The organism is Salinibacterium amurskyense, from assembly GCF_002797685.1.
Classification (GTDB): Bacteria; Actinomycetota; Actinomycetes; order Actinomycetales; family Microbacteriaceae; genus Rhodoglobus; species Rhodoglobus amurskyensis.
The window spans coordinates 1,639,405-1,654,057 of sequence record NZ_PGFH01000001.1; the positions used below are offsets into that span (position 1 = coordinate 1,639,405).

Below are 14,653 nucleotides of genomic sequence, written 5' to 3' on the forward strand. Positions count from 1 at the left end.
CCGTGGCTAATACCGTCGCGTGGCGGCCCCGAGCGGGCGATATCCCGAACCAGCCAGGGGTCTACCGATTTACGGACGACAACAAGCGAGTGCTGTACGTCGGTAAGGCGAAGAACCTTCGCGCCCGGTTGAGTAATTATTTTGCCCCTTTGGCGACGCTTCACGAGCGCACTCGGCGCATGGTTCTGTCAGCGTCGAACGTCGAATGGACGATTGTTGGCAATGACTTCGAAGCGCTCCAACTGGAGTACACCTGGATCAAGGAATTCGATCCACCTTTTAACGTTCAGTACAAAGACGATAAGTCTTACCCGTATTTGGCGATCACGATGGGTGACGAAGTTCCAAGAGTGCTAGTCACTCGAAACCGAAGCCTTCCCAATGCTCGCTATTTCGGACCGTATTCGCGCGCGTGGGCTATCCGGGACACTGTTGACGTATTACTCAAGGCGTTCCCGATGCGCAGCTGTTCCACGTCGGTGTACAAGCGCGCCCAGCAGACTGGACGTCCCTGCCTCCTCGGCGATATTGGCAAGTGCGCCGCTCCCTGCGTTGGCCGAGTGTCTCAAGAGGATCACAAGTCGATCGCTCTTGACTTTGCCTCTTTCATGGCGGGCAACGATTCTCGAATGTTGGACTCCATCCGAGTGAAAATGACGGATGCCGCTGGCGAACAAGACTACGAATCCGCTGCGCGGTACCGCGATCAGATCGGCGCAATGGAGACTGCGCTCGCTAAGAACCAGATCGTGCTCTCCGAAGACGTTGACGCCGATTTCTTCGGCATCGCCCACGACGAGCTTGCGGCTGCCGTACAGCAGTTCATCGTGCGCGGCGGGCGTATTCGCGGTGTGCGGGGCTGGGTTGTCGACAAAGAACTCGATGTCGAGCTCGGTGGACTAGTTGAATCGGTGCTCCAGAACGCTTATGACGACACCTCGCCGCCGCGCGACGTACTGGTACCGGCGCTGCCGGACGACAGCACAGCGCTCGAAGAGTGGCTAGCGCAACGGCGGGGTTTGGGGGCTCGGGTTCGGCTTCGGGTCGCCCAGCGTGGCGAGAAGGCAGCGCTTGCGCAAACCGTGGAGACAAACGCGAAGAACGCGCTCATGCTCTACAAGTCGAAGCGAAGCGGCGACTTCGTTGCCCGATCACAGGCGCTGGCTGATATTCAAGAAGCACTCGGCATGGCAGAAGCCCCATTGCGCATGGAGTGCTTCGATGTTTCACACCTTTCCGGAACCAACGTTGTCGCTTCCATGGTCGTGTTCGAAGACGGGCTACCAAAGAAGCAGCATTACCGTCGTTTCAACATCGCAGAGACCACCGATGACACGGACTCGATCTACCAAGTGCTGAAGCGCCGCCTCGCTTACCTCGCTGCCGGCGATGCAGTCCCTACTGCAGCCGAGGTCGAAGAAGCAGCGATGCTAACGGAAAGCTCTAATGCGGCGGGCGACACTGCACGCTCCGCCGCCGAAAGTGACGTTGTTCCGGCACCACCGTCCAAGTTCGCCTATCCGCCACAACTTCTCATCGTGGATGGGGGTCAGCCCCAAGTGAACGCAGCGCAGCGCGCTCTCGAAGAATCGGGTGTCTCAGGCATCCAGTTGGCGGGAATCGCCAAGCGACTCGAGGAGATTTGGCTCCCGGATTCTGATTACCCCGTCATCTTGCCTCGAAACAGCGATGCGCTCTTCCTGATTCAACGTCTTCGCGATGAGGCTCACCGTTTCGCGATCACGCATCAACGTCAACGACGTTCCAAGGACATTTCTTCGGTGCTCTCCACCGTTCCGGGCCTCGGTCCCTCGCGTATCAAGGCGCTGCTCCAACACTTCGGTTCAGTGGCTCGGCTCAAGGCAGCCTCCGCTGAACAAATGAGCGAAGTGCCGGGCATCGGCGAGACCACGGCGGCTGCAATCATCGAGAAGCTGGGTCAGCGCTAGCTCGGGTAGTCTGGACACACCATGAAACCCGTCACAGAGCAGCAGGAAGTACTCATTGTGACCGGCATGTCGGGCGCGGGGCGTTCGACTGTTGGCAACGCCTTAGAAGACCTTGGATGGTATGTCGTCGACAACCTTCCGCCTCAGATGCTGCTGCCACTCGTGGATCTTGCTCACCGGGCGGGGGATTCGCTCCCTCGTGTAGCCGCCGTCATCGATGTTCGCGGCGGAAAGCTCTTTTCGGATGCGCAACACGCAATTGAAGCGCTGCGAGGCTCCACGTCATTGCGGGTGCTCTTTCTCGATGCCGAAGATGTAGCACTCGTGCGTCGATTCGAGCAGGTGCGCCGGCCGCATCCGCTTCAAGAAGAGGGCACTCCGCTCGATGGCATCGCCGCTGAACGAACGCGCATGGCTGAAATTCGCTCGAACAGCGACATCATCATCGACACTACCGACCTCAATATTCATCAGCTCGCCACCACGATCATCGAAAAGTTCTCTGCGGAGAACGATGCTGGATTGCGTATTACTATTGAGAGCTTCGGATTTAAGTACGGACTTCCAGCGGACGCCGACATGGTGGCTGACTGCAGATTCTTGCCTAATCCCTTTTGGGTGCCCGAGCTCAAAGCACTAGACGGACTCAATGAACGCGTCCGTGCGTATGTGGTTGGGGCGCCCGGAGCACAGGAGTTCGTTGCGGATTACGCACGAGCCCTCGAACCTGTATTCGCCGGGTATCAGCGCGAGAATAAACGACACGCAACGATCGCGATCGGCTGTACTGGTGGCAAACACCGTTCGGTCGCGATTGCCGAAGAGTTGTCAGCTATTCTTAGCGGCCTGCCCGGTGTAGCCGTCAGCATCAAACATCGGGACCGTGGACGAGAGTAGATTACTCATCCAACCGGACCGTCATCTTGGAAGGAAGGCCAGTTAGTGGCATTAACTGCTGAAGTCAAAGACGAACTGGCACGAATTCAGTTAGGCAAGACGACTGAGCGCGCTGCAGAGCTCGCGACTATTTTGCGTTTCTCCGGTGGTCTCCACCTCATTTCTGGACGTATCGCAGTCGAGTCTGAGCTGGAGAGCGAATTGCTCGCGCGCCGGGTGCGCCGCGATATCGCTGAGCTATACGGCGTGCGTTCCGAAATTTCACGTGTCGCCTCGTCGGGCGGTGGCCGTCGCACTAACAACCTTCTGGTTCGCGTGCTCGATGGGGGAGAGACCCTGGCGCGTCAGACCGGACTTTTGGATGCGCGTCGGCGACCCATCCGTGGGCTTCCGAATCGTGTTACCACCGGCGGTCGCGGCGAACTCGCTGCCGTGTGGCGCGGTGCCTTTCTCGCTGCTGGTTCACTGACTGACCCTGGACGCTCCGCCGCGCTCGAGGTCACGTGCCCCGGCAATGAAGCAGCCATGGCGCTCGTGGGAGCAGCCGGCCGTCTTCGCGTCGCCGCTAAAGCCCGCGAAGTCCGCGGCGTGCATCGCGTTGTGGTTCGTGATGGTGAGGCGATTAGCGCCATGCTCACGATCATGGGAGCGAACACCACTGTGGTGAGCTGGAACGAGCTTCGCCAGCGCCGCGAAGTGCGCGCCACTGCCAACCGCTTGGTGAACTTTGACGACGCGAACCTTCGTCGATCGGCGCAAGCAGCCGTAGCAGCCTGTGCGCGGGTTGAGCGTGCGCTCGAAATTCTGGGCGACGACGTTCCGCAGCACCTTCGGTATGCGGGAGAGCTTCGGTTGAGCCACCGCGATTCGAGCCTCGACGAGCTTGGTCATCACGCCGACCCACCCATGACAAAAGATGCCGTGGCCGGTCGTATTCGCCGCTTGCTGGCAATGGCAGACAAGCGCGCCAGTGATCTGGGCGTTGCTGGCACCGAGGCAAACCTTCCTGCGGAGTTGGACGAGGCTTAGCGTTCCCTCCATGCGGCACGAGTGTCGCATGGACGTGGTTAGACTGGAAACATCGCCTGGCCGTGCTTACAGCCGGTTCAGGAATCTAGATCCTAGGAGGACTTTCGATGGCTGACTACACTCTTCCCGAACTCTCGTACGACTACTCCGCGCTTGAACCAAGCATCAGCGCGATGATCATGGAGCTGCACCACAGCAAGCACCACCAGGCCTACGTCACTGGAGCGAACGCAGCGATCGCTGGCCTCGCAGAGGCTCGCGATTCCGGCAACCTTGCCAACGTGAACAAGCTCGAGAAGGACTTGGCCTTCAACTTGGGCGGCCACGTCAACCACTCGATTTTCTGGACCAACATGTCTCCCAACGGTGGCGACAAGCCCACTGGCGACCTCGAGAGTGCGATCGATGACCACTTCGGATCGTTCGACAAGTTCACCGCGCACTTCACTGCGACCGCCATGGGCGTCCAGGGCTCCGGTTGGGCAGTACTCGCTTGGGACTCGATCGGAGAGCGACTTATCATCGTTCAGTTCTTCGATCAGCAGGGAAACCTCCCCGCCGGTATCGTGCCTCTCCTCATGCTTGACGTGTGGGAGCACGCGTACTACCTCGACTACAAGAACGTACGTGCCGACTACGTCAAGGCGTTCTGGAACATCGTTGACTGGGCAAACGTACAAGACCGCTTCAGCGCAGCTCGCTCGAAGACAAACGGTCTCCTGCTACTCTCGTAGCGGCATCGTGGCCGGGTTAGGCCCCGGCTTAAGCCCTGTCTCCGCTAGAAGCAACATCCCACCACTACAGCACGACGCGTCGTAGACGCCTGATTTTCTGGAGTAACAGTGAGCGTAAAAATCGGTATTAATGGTTTCGGTCGCATTGGTCGCAACTTCTTTCGAGCGGCTATGGCCAAGGACAGCAACATTGAAATCGTTGCCGTCAACGACCTGACAGACAACAAGACGCTCGCTCATCTGCTCAAGTACGACACCATCACTGGTCGCCTCAACGCCGACGTTACGTTTGATGACGACCAGATCGTCGTTGACGGCAAAGCGATCAAGGTCTTCGCCGAGCGCGACCCTTCCAACCTGCCGTGGGGCGAGTTGGGTGTTGACATCGTCATTGAGTCGACCGGCCACTTCACCAAGTCGGCGGATGCTGCCAAGCACATTGCTGCAGGTGCCAAGAAGGTCATCGTTTCAGCACCGGCTACCGGCGATGACGTCGCTACGTTGGTTCTCGGAGTGAACGAAGACACCTACGACTCGGCCGTCCACAACATCATCTCGAACGCTTCGTGCACCACGAACTGCTTGGCTCCTCTTGCCAAGGTGTTCATGGACAACTTCGGCATCGAGACTGGCTTCATGACCACGGTTCACGCGTACACCGCTGATCAGAACCTTCAGGATGGCCCGCACGGCGACCTGCGTCGTGCACGCGCTGCAGCGCAGAACATCATCCCGACCTCGACGGGCGCCGCTAAGGCACTCGGTCTCGTCATCCCCGAGCTCGTCGGCAAGCTCGATGGCTATGCACTGCGCGTTCCCGTCATCACTGGATCGATCACGGACCTTACGATCACCACGAATGCCGACGTCACCGTCGAGCAGATCAACGCAGCGTACAAGGCAGCGGCTGAGGGCCCCCTCAAGGGAATCCTCAAGTACACCGAAGACGCGATCGTATCGACCGACATCGTTGGCGACCCGCACTCGTCGATCTTCGACGCTGGTCTCACGAAGGTCATCGGCAACCAGGTCAAGGTCGCTTCGTGGTACGACAACGAGTGGGGCTACTCCAACCGCCTCGTTGACGTTGCAGAGTTCGTCGGCGCACGCCTCTAACCCTCAACGACTATGAGCCTCAGAACTCTTTCAACACTCTCCGACTTGCGCGGAAAGCGCGTCATCGTCCGGTGCGATCTGAACGTCCCGCTCAAGGATGGTCAGATCACCGACGACGGTCGCATCCGTGCATCCTTGCCCACACTGAACGCTCTCATCAACGAGGGCGCCCGCGTGGTCATCGTTTCTCACCTGGGTCGCCCCGGGGGAGAGCCCGATGCTCAGTACAGCCTCGAGCCTGTCGCTCAGCGGCTCTCGGAGTTGTTGGGTAAGGCAGTGGTGTTCGCTAAGGACACCGTAGGTCACGCCGCCGAACAGGCCGTCGCTGACCTCGAAGACTGCGGCGTAGCGCTGTTGGAGAATCTGCGGTTCAATTCCGGTGAAACTTCGAAGTCAGAGACCGAACGCGAAGAGTTTGCTCACAAACTCGCTCGCTTCGGCGACGCGTTCGTCTCTGACGGTTTCGGAGTCGTGCACCGGAAGCAGGCCAGCGTTTTCGAGCTTGCTCAAGCTCTACCGAGCGCTGCAGGACTGCTCATCGAGACCGAACTGGGAGTGCTTGAACGCCTTACGGTCACTCCTGAGCGTCCCTACACGGTTGTCTTGGGCGGTTCCAAGGTCTCCGACAAGCTCGATGTCATCGGAGCATTGCTCCCTCGCGTCAACTCACTCCTTGTCGGCGGCGGGATGCTCTTTACTTTCCTTGCGGCACAGGGCTACAGAGTCGGCGCGAGTCTTCTCGAGGAAGACCAGCTCGAGACTGTCAAGCGCTACTTGACTCAAGCAGATGAGCTTGGCGTCGAGATCGTGCTGCCCACAGATATTTCTGTAGCCGCATCATTCGGCCCCGACGCTGCGCACACCGTCACCTCAGCGCACGCGATCGAAGATACTGAATTCGGCTCATCGGGCATCGGCCTCGACATCGGTCCCGAGACTGCAGCGCGGTTCGCTCAGGTAATTCGAGAGTCAAAGACGGTTTTCTGGAACGGCCCCATGGGCGTGTTTGAGTTCCCCGCTTTCGCGGCGGGCACGAAGGCGATCGCTCAGGCTCTGACCGATACCGAAGGTTTCGGCGTGGTTGGCGGCGGAGACTCTGCCGCTGCCGTACGCGCATTAGGTTTCGACGACGACCAATTTGGTCACATTTCTACGGGTGGCGGTGCAAGCCTCGAGTTCCTTGAGGGTAAGCAGCTCCCCGGACTGGAGGTACTCGGATGGCAAAGGTAAAGCGCGTCCCGCTTATCGCGGGCAACTGGAAGATGAATCTCGACCATCTTCAGTCGATCGCTTTCGTGCAAAAGCTTGCATGGACGCTAAAAGACGCGAATCACGATTTCGGTGTCGATGGCGCAGAGGTAGCGGTATTCCCTCCGTTCACTGACCTGCGGTCGGTGCAGACGCTCGTCGCTGCCGACAAACTCGACGTCCGCTTCGGCGGTCAGGACGTCTCCGAGCACGAGTCCGGTGCCTACACTGGCGAGATCTCGGGAGCGTTCCTCTCAGCCCTTGACTGCCGTTACGTTTTGGTCGGGCACTCGGAGCGTCGCACGATGCACGGTGAGACCGATGAGCAACTCGCTCGCAAGGTTGCCGCTGCCCTCAAGCACGGCCTCGTGCCTGTCTTGTGCGTTGGCGAAACTGCCGACGACCTCGAAGCTCACGGTCCGAGCGCCGTTCCTGTTGCTCAGCTGAAAGCTGGTCTCGCCGGCATCACGGGTTCGCCCGAGATCGTCGTAGCTTACGAGCCCGTATGGGCTATTGGCTCGGGCAAAGCCGCTACTCCGGAACAAGCCGAGCAGGTAGCCGCCCGTCTCCGCGAGACACTTGCTGAAGTGCTTGGCGACGATGTCGCCGCAGCCACCCGCATCCTCTACGGCGGTTCGGTGAAGTCGAGCAACATCGCGAGTCTCATGCGAGAGCCGAACATCGACGGTGCTCTCGTCGGTGGAGCGAGCCTTGATGTGGCCGAATTTGCCAGCATCTCGCGCTTCTCCAAGCACGTCGGCACCTAAACGCTATACTGTTCGAGGCCGCTACGGCCTGTTCGAAAGGTTCTTTGTGGAAATTCTCCAGGTTGTGCTGCAGGTATTGCTCGGTATCACGAGCTTGCTGCTCACACTTCTTATCCTTCTCCACCGCGGTCGCGGTGGAGGTCTCTCCGACATGTTCGGAGGAGGAGTCACGTCCAACCTCGGTGCGTCGGGTGTTGCTGAACGCAACCTCAACCGTATTACGGTGATCCTCGGCATCGTCTGGATCAGCTGCATCGTGGTTCTTGGTCTCATCACCAAGTTTGACGGCGCTTAAGAACCTCTAGCCTCAAGACGAAGGAACACAGTGGTATCAGGCGGAAGTGCAATTCGTGGTTCGCGCGTGGGCTCAGGCCCCATGGGCGAGCAAGATCGTGGGTTCCAAGCTGAGCGTGTCCAAATCTCGTATTGGGACGCTGCTGGCAACGAAACCGTGCGATCGTTCGCTGCCAATGTGCCCGATGAAGACATCCCGGAGACGATCGATTCGCCATCCACGGGTCTTCCTGCGGGCCGGGACAAAGAGAACCCGCCCTCAGTTTCAAAGCTCGAACCGTACAAGACACACTTGGCCTACGTAAAAGAACGTCGTAGCGACGACGAAGCCGCAGAGCTTCTCGACGAGGCACTCGTTCAGCTCCGCACACGCCGCGGCACCGTGACTTCTTAGAAGATACAACTCGGCCAGCGAACTGAGAGTTCGCGCGGCGGGCTCGCAGCTTGTAACAATAGGAAAGCCCCAACCGATTCGGTTGGGGCTTTCCTATTGTCTCGACACCTGGCGCTACCGCGTGTGCGAGCGCGCTGGCGAAAGGACTTAGTGCTCGTCTGTCGAATCGGCGCTCGTCCAAAACTGGCCTGGGTCGATCAGCGCCGCCGGAACCTGCGCCGCTGCATCAGAGTCGACAAGGAACAGAGTCTTGCGGCGTCCTTCGAGCCCGGCCGCCGGTACTTCGTTGTAGCTCGCACCAGCGAGCGTGAGTCCAAGAGCAGATGCCTTGTCAGCGCCGGCCACTACTGCCCAGATACGTACCGATGAGTTGATGACCGGCAGTGTGAGGCTAACGCGCTCGTCGGGTGGTTTGGGCGAGTTGCGAACGGCAATCACTGTGCGCTCGGTCTCACGGATGCCCTCACGCTCGGGGAAGAGCGATGCGATATGTCCGTCAGGGCCGACACCAAGAAACACGATGTCGAAGTTCGGGTACTTGCCATTGCGTGCGGCGTGCGCCCGCAGATCGTTAGCGTAAGCCTGAGCAGCGTCATCCAGCGACAGCCCTGCGTCAGAGGCCGCTACGGCGTGAACGCGAGCCGGATTAACCGGGATGTGGTCGAGAAGCGCAGCGCGCGCCTGTGCATCATTGCGCTCAGGATCTCCGGCGGGCAGCCAACGTTCGTCGCCCCACCAGAAGTTGACGCGAGACCAATCAACGGCGTCACGCTGCGGAGATTCGTTGATGGCAGCCAGAACAGCCTGCCCCATACTTCCACCGGTCAGTACGACTGTGGCTTCATCGAACTCCGCGATGATTTGGGGCACCTTGGAGAGAAAGTGAGCCGCTACCGCTTGGGCGAGATCAACCTTGTTGGGGTGGACTATTGCGCGACGTTCGTTGCTCATCAGATCTTTGCCTTCACGTATTTTTCGATCTCGACACCGGTGATGTCGCTCACGCCGTAGCGGACGACGTTTCCGAAGAGCTTGTCGGGGTCAAGTCTGCGCAATTCCTCCGAGAGGCAATCGCGAAGGTTTCGACGGGGGAGTGAGATGTCGTGCACCGGTTGATCGGGCTGCGTCAAAGTAGCGATCGACGCCACGTTGCGCTCGAGCGTAATCGTGCCAGATGCGCGTTCTAAGATCACGGCGTGAATTCCGGTGGGGACTGGCGATCCATCCGCGACGTCAAGAGTCACAGTTACCTTGAGTTGCATTTGCAACCACGCTGCCAGAAGCATCGTCGAAGCAGAATCGGCGGAACCGCTCACGGTAACCGCGGTGATCGGCTCGTACGGCGGCTGGTCGAGCACAGCGGCCAGCTGGGCTCGCCATAGCGTAAGGCGAGTCCAAGCGAAGTCAGTGTCGCCGGGAACGTAGGTTTTGCACATGCGGTGCATCGCATCGAGCGGCGACGCACTTGCCGCCGCGTCGGTGATGCGGCGCTGGGCAATGCGTCCCAGTGGCGACTCGGATGCGCTCTCCGGGCCTTCGCCCGGCCACCATGCGACTACCGGCGCATCGGGCAGCAAGAGCCCCGTGACAAGGCTCTCCTGATCGAGTGCGGCATCGCCGTGGGCGGTCACGACGATAACTTCGCTCGCTCCGGCATCCCCGCCGACGCGAATCTGGGCGTCAACGCGTGCTTCCTCATCCGACGACGAAGCGGTGGGACTAGTCGACACCACGAGAACCCGCATGGGGTGCTCGCGCGAGGCGTCGTTGGCCGCCTCGATTGCTTCTTCTTCGTTGCCGAACTCGGTCGCGATAATCAATGTGAGTACGCGTCCGAGAGCAACGGCACCGCCATCTTCACGAATGCGCACGAGCGCTTTCGAAATTTTGGCCGTGGTGGTGTTGGGCAAATCAACGATCATGGTCGTCTCCAGACTCGGCCGTCGCGCTCCATGAGGTCATCGGCAGACTTCGGGCCCCAGGTTCCGGGACGGTATTGCTCTGGGGCGCCCTGCGTTGCCCAGAACTCTTCAATCGGGTCGAGAATTTTCCAGCTGAGCTCGACCTCTTCGTGGCGTGGGAACAACGGGGGATCGCCGAGAAGTACGTCGAGAATCAAGCGCTCGTAGGCTTCGGGGCTTGCTTCGGTGAAGGCATGACCGTAACCAAAGTCCATCGTGACATCGCGAACGTGCATTTCTGCACCGGGGACTTTGGAACCGAAACGAATCGTGACACCTTCATCGGGCTGCACGCGAATCACGAGCGCGTTTTGCCCGAGTGCAGAAGTTCGGCTTTCCTCGAAGAGGTATTGCGGTGCCCGCTTGAATACGACGGCGATTTCGGTAACCCGACGTCCAAGGCGCTTGCCGGCGCGAAGGTAGAAGGGCACGCCTGACCATCGCCGAGTTCCAATATCAAGACGGATGGCAGCATACGTCTCCGTGGTCGACTCAGGATTCATTCCGTCTTCGTCGAGGAAGCCGCTGACCTTCTCGCCGCCCTGCCAACCACCTGCATATTGTCCGCGCGCAGTGTGCTCCCCGAGGTTTTCTGGAAGGCGCACGGCTGAGAGCACTTTTTCTTTTTCAGCGCGCAGGTCGGCGGCATCAAACGACACGGGCTCTTCCATTGCGGTGAGGGCGAGAAGCTGCAAAAGGTGGTTCTGGATGACGTCGCGTGCGGCGCCAATGCCGTCGTAGTAGCCAGCCCGGCCGCCCACTCCGATGTCTTCAGCCATGGTGATCTGAACGTGATCGACGTGGTTGGAGTTCCAGAGGGGTTCGTACAACTGGTTCGCAAACCGCAGCGCCAAAATGTTCTGCACGGTCTCTTTACCGAGGTAATGGTCGATGCGGAAGACGCTGTCGGGCGGGAAGACCGACTCCACAACATCATTGAGCTCACGAGCCGTATGAAGGTCACTACCGAAAGGCTTTTCGATAACAACACGGCTCCAGCGACCTTCGCGCTGTTCTGCGAGGCCAGAGTTACGAAGCTGCTCGGTCACCTGCGGGAACGACTTGGGCGGAATCGAAAGATAGAACGCGTGGTTACCCATGGTTCCTCGTTCGCGATCCAAGTCGGCCAAGGTGTCCTTGAGTCGTTCAAATGCCGCGGCATCGTCGAACTCGCCTTGGACGAAGCGGATGCCCTGAGCGAGCTGCTTCCAGACGTCCTCGTCAAAGGGCGTGCGCGCATACTGCTTTACGGCATCATGGACGACCTTCTCGAAGTCTTGGTCTTCCCAGTCGCGGCGGGCAAAGCCCACGAGGGCAAAGCCAGGAGGAAGTAGCCCCCGGTTGGCGAGGTCGTACACAGCCGGCATGAGCTTCTTGCGCGACAAGTCGCCGGTTACGCCAAAAATGACCAGAGCGCTCGGGCCCGCAATGCGATTAAGTCTGCGGTCCGAGGTCAACCTCAACGGGTTGAATTCGGCACTGATGTCAACGGGGGACATACTTCTCCTCTGTACGCTGCGCTAACGAGCGGCAGCTATCCGATGGCGTCGAGAACGAGCGGCAACGAAACCTTCGGGTTCGAGACCGTGAGGCTCAACACCGGACGGCCATGCCCTGCCAGAACACTGGCGTCACCAGCAGCCTGCGCACGGATAAGTTCGCCGAACGTAAACGGACGGTCAGGAATCTGCAGATCAGACTCTTCAACCACGATGATCTGCAAGAACACGCCTACCGCGGGGCCGCCCTTATGGAACTGGCCGGTCGAATGCAGGAAGCGAGGTCCCCAGCCGAACGTCACAGGGCGCTTAGCGCGCGCTGCAGCACGCTCACGGATCTCCGCGAGCTCGGGGTAGGCGGTGCGATCGGCGTAAGCCTGGATCGCAACGTAGCCATCGTCATCCAAGTAGGACAGCAACGACGAGACGACGCCCGCGAGATCGGTGCTCTCTGCCACGACTCCAGCGGTACCGCGAACCTCAATATCCCCGGCGACGAAGGCGGGAGCCTGCGGCGGTGTGGGGTTATCGATCAGCTCGCGCGCTGCGTTCTTCGCAGCTTCGACATCCGGCTGGTCGAAGGGGTTAATGCCGAGAAGACGTCCGGCAACAACGGTCGCGTACTCCCACAGAAGCAGCTGCCCGCCGAGCGAACCGGCAATTTCTATCTCGCCTTCGACGACCTCTTTGGTGTCATCCCAGTCGCCAACGAGTCGAACCACCTGCAGGTCATCGAGACCTTCAGCAATTTCGGGGGAGTCAGGCTGCAGAACAACGGGCAGGATACCCGTGCCCAGTTTTCCCGTTGACTCAGCAATGAGCTGTTCAGCCCAATCTCCGAAGCCGAGGATGTGGGTACCGTCAGCAACGATGCCAATCTTGTCTTTGCGCGGATCCGTGCCAGCGATCGCAGCGCCGAGCACGAGGCCCGGATTGCTCTCGTTGTCTACCGCGAGTTCCACCATCACTGCTTCGGCTTCGTCAAGAAGCTCCGACAGGTCAACGCCAGCGAGTCCTGATGGAACGAGGCCGAACGCGGTGAGTGCCGAGTAGCGCCCGCCAACGTTCGGGTCGGCGTTAAAGACACGGTATCCGGCGGCACGAGCCGCACCATCCAAGGGCGAACCGGGATCGGTCACGATGATGATGCGTTCGCGGGGGTCGATCCCGGCATCAGTGAAGAACTTCTCGTAGATTCGTTTCTGCGAGTCGGTCTCCAACGTCGAGCCCGACTTCGAAGAAATGACTACTGCAGTCGACTGCAGGCGGTCAGCCAACGCAGCCTGCACCTGAGCGGGGTCGGTCGAATCAAGAACCGTGAGCTCCACGCCGTAGGTGCGAGTAATGACCTCGGGCGCGAGCGACGAGCCGCCCATTCCGCCCAGCACGAAGTGATCCACGCCAGCGGCACGCAATTTATCGCGCAACGCGTAGATGTCATCGATCATTGGGCGTCCGACGGAAACGGCTTCGACCCAACCGAGACGCTTAGCCGACTCCTCTTCAGCGTCGGGGCCCCACAGGGTCGCGTCGCCTCCGGTGATTCGGCTCGCAACCAGATCGTTGACTAGCTGCGGAACAATACGGTTGACGGCTTCGGCAGCCGCGCCCGATACTGCGATCTTCACACTCATTTTGCAGCCTCTAGTGCGGCGGAAACTGTGTCGAGAAGCTCGTTCCAGGAAACGATGAACTTCTCGACGCCTTCCTTCTCGAGAAGCGCAGTTACCTCGTCGTAGGAAATTCCGAGCGTTGACAAAGCGTCCAAGGTGATGTTCGCGGCGTCGTAGCTGGCCGTCACTTGCTCGCCCTCGATGACTCCGTGGTCGAAGGTTGCTTCCAGAGTCTTCTCGGGCATCGTGTTCACCGTCTCGCCGACGGCGAGCTCGGTCACGTAGAGCGTATCGGGCAGGCTTGGATCCTTGACACCGGTGGATGCCCACAGCGGACGCTGCTTGTTGGCGCCAGCGGCAATGAGGGCCTGAGCGCGGTCGGTCGCGAATGCGTTCTCGAAGACCTCGTACGCCAAGCGTGCGTTAGCGACGCCCGCCTTGCTCTTCAGGGCCTTGGCCTCGTCGGTGCCGAGCGCGTCGAGACGCTTGTCGATCTCGGTGTCGACACGCGACACGAAGAACGAGGCGACCGAGTGGATCTTCGAAAGGTCGTGGCCTGCGGCCTGAGCCTTCTCAAGACCCGTCAGGTACGCCTCAATGACATCGCGATGGCGCGCCAAGCTGAAGATCAAGGTGACGTTGACGCTGATACCAGCGGCAATGGTCTCGGTGATTGCTTCGAGACCCTCTACCGTTGCCGGAATCTTGATCATGGCGTTCTCGCGAGCAACCTTGGCCCACAGCTGCTGTGCCTGAGCGATCGTGCCGGCGGCGTCGTGAGCCAGTCCGGGCTCAACCTCGATCGACACGCGGCCGTCGCGACCAGCGGTTGCATCGTAAACGGGACGGAAAATGTCGCTGGCAGCAGCGACATCGTCCGTCGTGATCTCGAAGACAGCATCCGTCACGCTCGTACCCTTGGCGGCGAGAGCAGCAACCTGCTCGTCGTATGCCTCACCCTTGGCCAGCGCCGTAGCGAAGATCGTAGGGTTTGTGGTGACGCCGACGACGTTGCGTGACGCCATCAGTTCCTGCAGTCCGCCTGAGTTGATGCGTTCGCGAGAAAGGTCGTCGAGCCAAATGCTCACTCCGAGGTCGGAGAGGGCTGCGGTGGGGGTTTCGTTGGTCATTCTTATCTCCTTGACTGGGGGT

At 59.9% G+C, this 14,653-nt stretch carries 14 protein-coding genes; 9 read left to right on the plus strand and 5 right to left on the minus strand.

Features of this window, described 5'->3' with window-relative positions; genetic code table 11:
- Positions 1-2: 2 nt before the first annotated feature.
- The 9 genes from uvrC (at position 3) to CLV85_RS07830 (ending at position 8,428) form a co-directional block, all read left to right on the plus strand.
- On the plus strand, positions 3-1,949 hold the full coding sequence (uvrC, locus tag CLV85_RS07790) for an excinuclease ABC subunit UvrC (protein ID WP_100388969.1): 1,947 nt from the start codon (positions 3-5) through the stop codon (positions 1,947-1,949).
- A gap of 21 nt (positions 1,950-1,970) precedes the next feature.
- The gene (rapZ, locus tag CLV85_RS07795; RefSeq protein ID WP_100388970.1) at positions 1,971-2,846 is read left to right on the plus strand and encodes an RNase adapter RapZ; all 876 of its coding nucleotides are present in this window, start codon (positions 1,971-1,973) and stop codon (positions 2,844-2,846) included.
- A 45-nt stretch (positions 2,847-2,891) separates the two neighbouring features.
- The gene (whiA, locus tag CLV85_RS07800) at positions 2,892-3,875 is read left to right on the plus strand and encodes a DNA-binding protein WhiA (protein WP_100388971.1); all 984 of its coding nucleotides are present in this window, start codon (positions 2,892-2,894) and stop codon (positions 3,873-3,875) included.
- A 107-nt stretch (positions 3,876-3,982) separates the two neighbouring features.
- Entirely contained in the window at positions 3,983-4,609 is a 627-nt protein-coding gene (locus CLV85_RS07805) for a superoxide dismutase (protein WP_100388972.1), read from the plus strand.
- 108 nt (positions 4,610-4,717) lie between these two features.
- Positions 4,718-5,725 (plus strand): type I glyceraldehyde-3-phosphate dehydrogenase, encoded by a 1,008-nt coding sequence (gene gap / locus CLV85_RS07810; RefSeq protein WP_100388973.1) that lies wholly within the window; start codon positions 4,718-4,720, stop codon positions 5,723-5,725.
- Between the two features lie 12 nt (positions 5,726-5,737).
- Positions 5,738-6,955 carry a phosphoglycerate kinase gene (locus tag CLV85_RS07815; protein WP_100388974.1) on the plus strand — a complete coding sequence of 406 codons (1,218 nt, stop codon included), beginning with the start codon at positions 5,738-5,740 and terminating at the stop codon, positions 6,953-6,955.
- A complete protein-coding gene (tpiA, locus tag CLV85_RS07820; protein ID WP_100388975.1) occupies positions 6,943-7,740 on the plus strand; it encodes a triose-phosphate isomerase in 798 nt (265 codons plus the stop codon). Before CLV85_RS07815 ends, tpiA begins: the two co-directional genes overlap by 13 nt.
- Positions 7,741-7,786: 46 nt before the next feature.
- Positions 7,787-8,035, plus strand: a complete 249-nt coding sequence (gene secG, locus CLV85_RS07825; RefSeq protein ID WP_100388976.1) for a preprotein translocase subunit SecG — start codon at positions 7,787-7,789, stop codon at positions 8,033-8,035.
- Between the two features lie 30 nt (positions 8,036-8,065).
- A complete protein-coding gene (locus tag CLV85_RS07830) occupies positions 8,066-8,428 on the plus strand; it encodes an RNA polymerase-binding protein RbpA (RefSeq protein ID WP_100388977.1) in 363 nt (120 codons plus the stop codon).
- 147 nt (positions 8,429-8,575) lie between these two features.
- Here CLV85_RS07830 and pgl read toward each other — a convergent pair whose 3' ends face one another.
- From pgl to tal, 5 genes are read right to left on the minus strand one after another with little or no spacing between them, the layout of a single operon-like run.
- A complete protein-coding gene (gene pgl / locus CLV85_RS07835; protein ID WP_100388978.1) occupies positions 8,576-9,379 on the minus strand; it encodes a 6-phosphogluconolactonase in 804 nt (267 codons plus the stop codon).
- Positions 9,379-10,350 (minus strand): glucose-6-phosphate dehydrogenase assembly protein OpcA, encoded by a 972-nt coding sequence (locus CLV85_RS07840; RefSeq protein WP_100388979.1) that lies wholly within the window; start codon positions 10,348-10,350, stop codon positions 9,379-9,381. The genes pgl and CLV85_RS07840 overlap by 1 nt, the downstream gene beginning before the upstream one ends.
- On the minus strand, positions 10,347-11,888 hold the full coding sequence (zwf, locus tag CLV85_RS07845; protein WP_100388980.1) for a glucose-6-phosphate dehydrogenase: 1,542 nt from the start codon (positions 11,886-11,888) through the stop codon (positions 10,347-10,349). Before zwf ends, CLV85_RS07840 begins: the two co-directional genes overlap by 4 nt.
- A gap of 35 nt (positions 11,889-11,923) precedes the next feature.
- On the minus strand, positions 11,924-13,522 hold the full coding sequence (locus tag CLV85_RS07850) for a hypothetical protein (RefSeq protein ID WP_100388981.1): 1,599 nt from the start codon (positions 13,520-13,522) through the stop codon (positions 11,924-11,926).
- Complete coding sequence (gene tal, locus CLV85_RS07855) at positions 13,519-14,631, minus strand: transaldolase (RefSeq protein ID WP_100388982.1); 1,113 nt, start codon at positions 14,629-14,631, stop codon at positions 13,519-13,521. The genes CLV85_RS07850 and tal overlap by 4 nt, the downstream gene beginning before the upstream one ends.
- Positions 14,632-14,653 lie beyond the last annotated feature (22 nt).

Coding starts and splice junctions, on each gene's coding strand:
- rapZ (WP_100388970.1), top strand. CDS start 1,971: ATGAAACCCGTCACAGAGCAGCAGGAAGTACTCATTGTGACCGGCATG.
- CLV85_RS07805 (WP_100388972.1), top strand. CDS start 3,983: ATGGCTGACTACACTCTTCCCGAACTCTCGTACGACTACTCCGCGCTT.
- CLV85_RS07815 (WP_100388974.1), top strand. CDS start 5,738: ATGAGCCTCAGAACTCTTTCAACACTCTCCGACTTGCGCGGAAAGCGC.
- tpiA (WP_100388975.1), top strand. CDS start 6,943: ATGGCAAAGGTAAAGCGCGTCCCGCTTATCGCGGGCAACTGGAAGATG.
- pgl (WP_100388978.1), bottom strand. CDS start 9,379: ATGAGCAACGAACGTCGCGCAATAGTCCACCCCAACAAGGTTGATCTC.
- CLV85_RS07840 (WP_100388979.1), bottom strand. CDS start 10,350: ATGATCGTTGATTTGCCCAACACCACCACGGCCAAAATTTCGAAAGCG.
- zwf (WP_100388980.1), bottom strand. CDS start 11,888: ATGTCCCCCGTTGACATCAGTGCCGAATTCAACCCGTTGAGGTTGACC.
- CLV85_RS07850 (WP_100388981.1), bottom strand. CDS start 13,522: ATGAGTGTGAAGATCGCAGTATCGGGCGCGGCTGCCGAAGCCGTCAAC.
- tal (WP_100388982.1), bottom strand. CDS start 14,631: ATGACCAACGAAACCCCCACCGCAGCCCTCTCCGACCTCGGAGTGAGC.